Here is a 3,996-nt window from a genome sequence, read left to right as displayed (position 1 = left end):
CTGCCACCGTGGCGCATTGACGCCTCGGCTTGGGCGAGTCCATCCAATTACAGGAAAATGCACATCCGTGTAGGAGCTGCCGCAGGCTGCGATCTTTTGAATGGCTTTACACCATTTTAGCGTCGAGCTTCTTTTCATGCGCCGTCACCTGCTGGCACAACTCGATCATCTGCTCGCGCATCCAGCGGTTGGCCGGGTCCTGGTCGGTGCTTTCGTGCCAGTAGAGGTGGGTTTCCACGGGCGGCACATCGTTGACCGGCAAATTGAAGGCGTGCAAATCGTTACGACGGGCGAAGCGTTCCGGCACGGTCATGACCATGTCGGTCTGCTGCATCACTTGTGATGCCATCAGGTAATGCTGTGAGCGCAGGGCGATCTTGCGCTGGATGCCCATTTTGCCGAGGGCGAGGTCAACATAACCGAGACCGCTGCGCCGGCTGGAAATATGGATGTGGGTCAGGCTCAGGTACTCGTCGAGGGTGAGTTTTTCCTTACCCGCCAGCGGATGACCTTTGCGCATGGCACACACGTAACGGTCTTCCATCAGTTTGACGTGACGCACCTGCGGGTCGGTGTTGAGCGGTGCGTCCACCGCGAAGTCGAGGCGACCGGCCGCCAGTTCCTTGGTGGTCTCGCGGCGCTTGGACAGGAAGCTCTCGATAATCACCGTCGGTGCGAGGCGGCGCAGACGCTGGAACAGCGGCGGCAGGATCACCGCTTCGGTGAGGTCGGTCATGCTGATGCGGTAGGTCTTGTTCGCCTGCTGCGGGTTGAAAATGCGGCTTTCCTGTACGGAAATGCGCAGCAGCGAAAGCGCGTTGCGTACCGGACCGATGATGTTCTGCGCCATCGGCGTGGGCACCATGCCCTGGGCGGTACGGACGAAGAGCGGGTCGTTGAAAGTCTCGCGCAGGCGGGCCAGAGCGTTCGACACCGCCGGTTGGGTGATGCCGACGATCTGCCCGGCACGGGTCAGGTTGGCTTCGGTATAGATCGCGTCGAAGACGATGAAAAGGTTGAGGTCGACCTTGCTCAGATTCATTTACGCGGCTCTCTTATTGTGTGGACGGCTGGCCTTGAAGATCAGCCGATCATATATCGGTGATGAATGTTAATACACGCCGAGAATAGGCTAGGTAAATTTTCATGGCTGTTCTAGCATCGATTGCATGACCTAAACAACCTCTCCCAAGAAGGTAGCTGCTCATGGATTTCGCTTATTCGCCCAAGGTTCAGGAACTGCGTGAGCGCGTGACCGCGTTCATGGACACCTACGTTTACCCCGCCGAAGCCGTGTTCGAGCGCCAGGTCGCCGAGGGCGATCGCTGGCAGCCGACCGCGATCATGGAAGAACTCAAACTCAAGGCCAAGGCTGAAGGGCTGTGGAATTTGTTTCTGCCTGAGTCCGAGCTCGGTGCTGGCCTGACCAACCTCGAATACGCGCCACTGGCGGAAATCATGGGTCGCTCGCTGCTGGGGCCGGAGCCGTTCAACTGCTCGGCGCCGGACACCGGCAACATGGAAGTGCTGGTGCGTTACGCCAACGAAGAACAGAAACAGCGCTGGCTCGAACCGCTGCTGCGCGGCGAGATCCGCTCGGCGTTCGCCATGACCGAACCGGACGTTGCGTCCTCCGACGCCACCAACATGGCCGCCCGTGCCGTGCGTGATGGCGACCAGTGGGTGATCAACGGCAAGAAATGGTGGACGTCAGGTGCGTGCGACCCGCGCTGCAAGATCCTGATCTTCATGGGCCTGAGCAATCCCGATGCACCGCGCCATGCCCAGCACTCGATGATTCTGGTGCCGGTGGATGCGCCAGGCGTGAAGATCGTGCGCCCGCTGCCGGTGTTCGGTTACGACGACGCGCCTCATGGTCACGCCGAAGTGCATTTCGAAAACGTGCGGGTGCCGTACGAAAACGTCCTGCTGGGTGAAGGACGCGGCTTCGAAATCGCTCAAGGTCGCCTTGGCCCGGGCCGGATTCACCACTGCATGCGTTCGATCGGCATGGCCGAGCGCGCGCTGGAACTGATGTGCAAGCGTTCGGTAAACCGCACTGCGTTCGGCAAGCCATTGGCACGGTTGGGCGGCAACATCGACAAGATCGCCGACTCGCGGATGGAGATCGACATGGCACGCCTGCTGACGTTAAAAGCGGCGTACATGATGGACACCGTCGGCAACAAAGTCGCGAAAAGCGAAATCGCGCAAATCAAAGTCGTCGCGCCGAACGTTGCGCTGCGGGTGATCGACCGGGCGATCCAGATGCATGGCGGGGCAGGGGTTTCCAATGATTTCCCACTGGCCTACATGTATGCGATGCAGCGCACCCTGCGCCTGGCCGACGGCCCGGACGAAGTGCACCGTGCGGCGATTGGCAAATTCGAGATCGGTAAATATGTGCCGAAAGAGATGATGCGTAGCGGGCAGTAAGACCGTAGTGCTACGGATCGTTCCCACGCTCTGCGTGGGAACGCCTCAACGGACGCAAGGGACGCGGAGCGTCCCCGGCCGCATTCCCACGCAGAGCGTGGGAACGATCGTGAAAGGCTGCGATCTTTTTCAATACACCCAAACCTCAACCCGCCGATTCCTGATCCGTCCCTCATCCGCGCTGTTGGCCGCCACTGGCATTACCGCGCCAAACCCGCGAATCTCGCGCAACACCACGCCGCTCTTCACCAGTTCCCGCCGTACCGCCATGGCCCGCAGTTTCGACAACAGGTCGGCGCGCGCCGGGTCGTCCTTGGCGTCGCCAAACCCCACCAGCGTTACCCGCCGTTCGGTCTTGTCGTTCTGCTCTATATAGTCGAGCACCCGCGAAAGGTCCTGCCGTGCCTTGTTGTCCAGATTGGCGCTGCCTTCTTCGAAACGAAAGTTCACCGACAAGCGCTGGGCATGACGGCTCAGTGCCTGATATCCCTCGGGCATCAGCGCATTCGGTGTGACGGCCATGGCCTGGACGGTTTGGGCGATAAAGCCATTGGCCGCAACAATCGCCTGGCCTTGACTGCTTTGGGCGAACGTTACCAGGGCTTGAGCCCAGGGATTGTTTCCGGAAGGCGGCAGATAAAGGAACAAGCGGCGCGACAGCGGATAGTCTTCAGTGGCAATCAGATTGCTCAGCGGCAGCATGGCTTGTGACTGGCCGTCGACAATCGCCACGGCTTTGGCTGAACGCACGTAGGGCAGACCGATGAACCCGATGCCTTGCGGATCAAGGCTGACCGCGTCAGACAATTGCTCGCTGGATTCGAAGCGTTTCGCGGCGCTGCTCAGGGACTTCCCACGACCGCTGAGGACCAATTCCTTGAACGTGTCGTACGTGCCGGACTGATCATCCCGCGCATAAAGATGAATTGTCCCACCGCTGGCGCCGAGTTCTTCCCAGGTCTTGACCTCGCCACTGAAAATCCGCGCCAGTTGTACGGTGTCCAGTTGATTCAGCGGATTCTGCGGGTGAAGGATGATTGCCAGGCCGTCGATGGCAATGACTTGCTCGGCGCTGGGGCTTTTCAGGTCGCCGAAAGATTTGAGACTCTGCAGTTCGCTGTCCTTGATCGGACGTGACGAAGCGGCGAGATCGGCGCTGCCGTTTTTCAACGCGCTGAAGCCGGTACTGGAACCGTGGGCCGCGAGTTCCACTTCGACCCGGCGTCCTTGCGCGGTTTCGCCGACGATCCGCAACTCATTGGCCTTGTCCGGGGCCTCGCTGTGAACCTTGAGCAAACCCTGTTCGCGCATAAGCCCTTCGACCAGCGCCGGGCCCAATGCTGCCCCGATAGTGTTGGAACCCTGGATGCGCAGCGCCGGGCCGTGTTCGGGGATCGGCAACGTGCCGGCCGTTGCCATTTGCGGCAGGCACAGCATCAGCAGGAACAATACGCGCAGCGTCATGCCGGCACCTTATATAGCCAAAGGAGGTGTCGGGAGATTAAGTCAGCGAGGTTTCTAAAATATGACAGTCAAAAGATCGCAGCCTGCGGCAGCGCC

General features: G+C 60.1%; 3 protein-coding genes. 1 reads left to right on the top strand and 2 read right to left on the bottom strand.

Features of this window, described 5'->3' with window-relative positions; all coding sequences use genetic code 11:
• Window positions 1-106 precede the first annotated feature (106 nt).
• Window positions 107-1,042, bottom strand: coding sequence for a LysR family transcriptional regulator (locus ACW9JC_RS29095; RefSeq protein WP_457459353.1), 936 nt, complete (start codon window positions 1,040-1,042; stop codon window positions 107-109).
• A 164-nt stretch (window positions 1,043-1,206) separates the two neighbouring features.
• On the opposite strand from ACW9JC_RS29095, the gene ACW9JC_RS29090 reads away from it, so the two are divergent.
• Window positions 1,207-2,436: an acyl-CoA dehydrogenase gene (locus ACW9JC_RS29090; protein ID WP_150735202.1), complete on the top strand. Its 1,230-nt coding sequence runs from the start codon at window positions 1,207-1,209 to the stop codon at window positions 2,434-2,436.
• A 129-nt stretch (window positions 2,437-2,565) separates the two neighbouring features.
• On the opposite strand, the gene ACW9JC_RS29085 is transcribed toward ACW9JC_RS29090, so the two are convergent.
• Window positions 2,566-3,900, bottom strand: a complete 1,335-nt coding sequence (locus ACW9JC_RS29085; protein ID WP_457459351.1) for a substrate-binding domain-containing protein — start codon at window positions 3,898-3,900, stop codon at window positions 2,566-2,568.
• Window positions 3,901-3,996 lie beyond the last annotated feature (96 nt).

Source organism: Pseudomonas sp. SDO5591_S426 (assembly GCF_054070755.1).
This window is presented reverse-complemented; position numbering and strand designations above follow the sequence as displayed.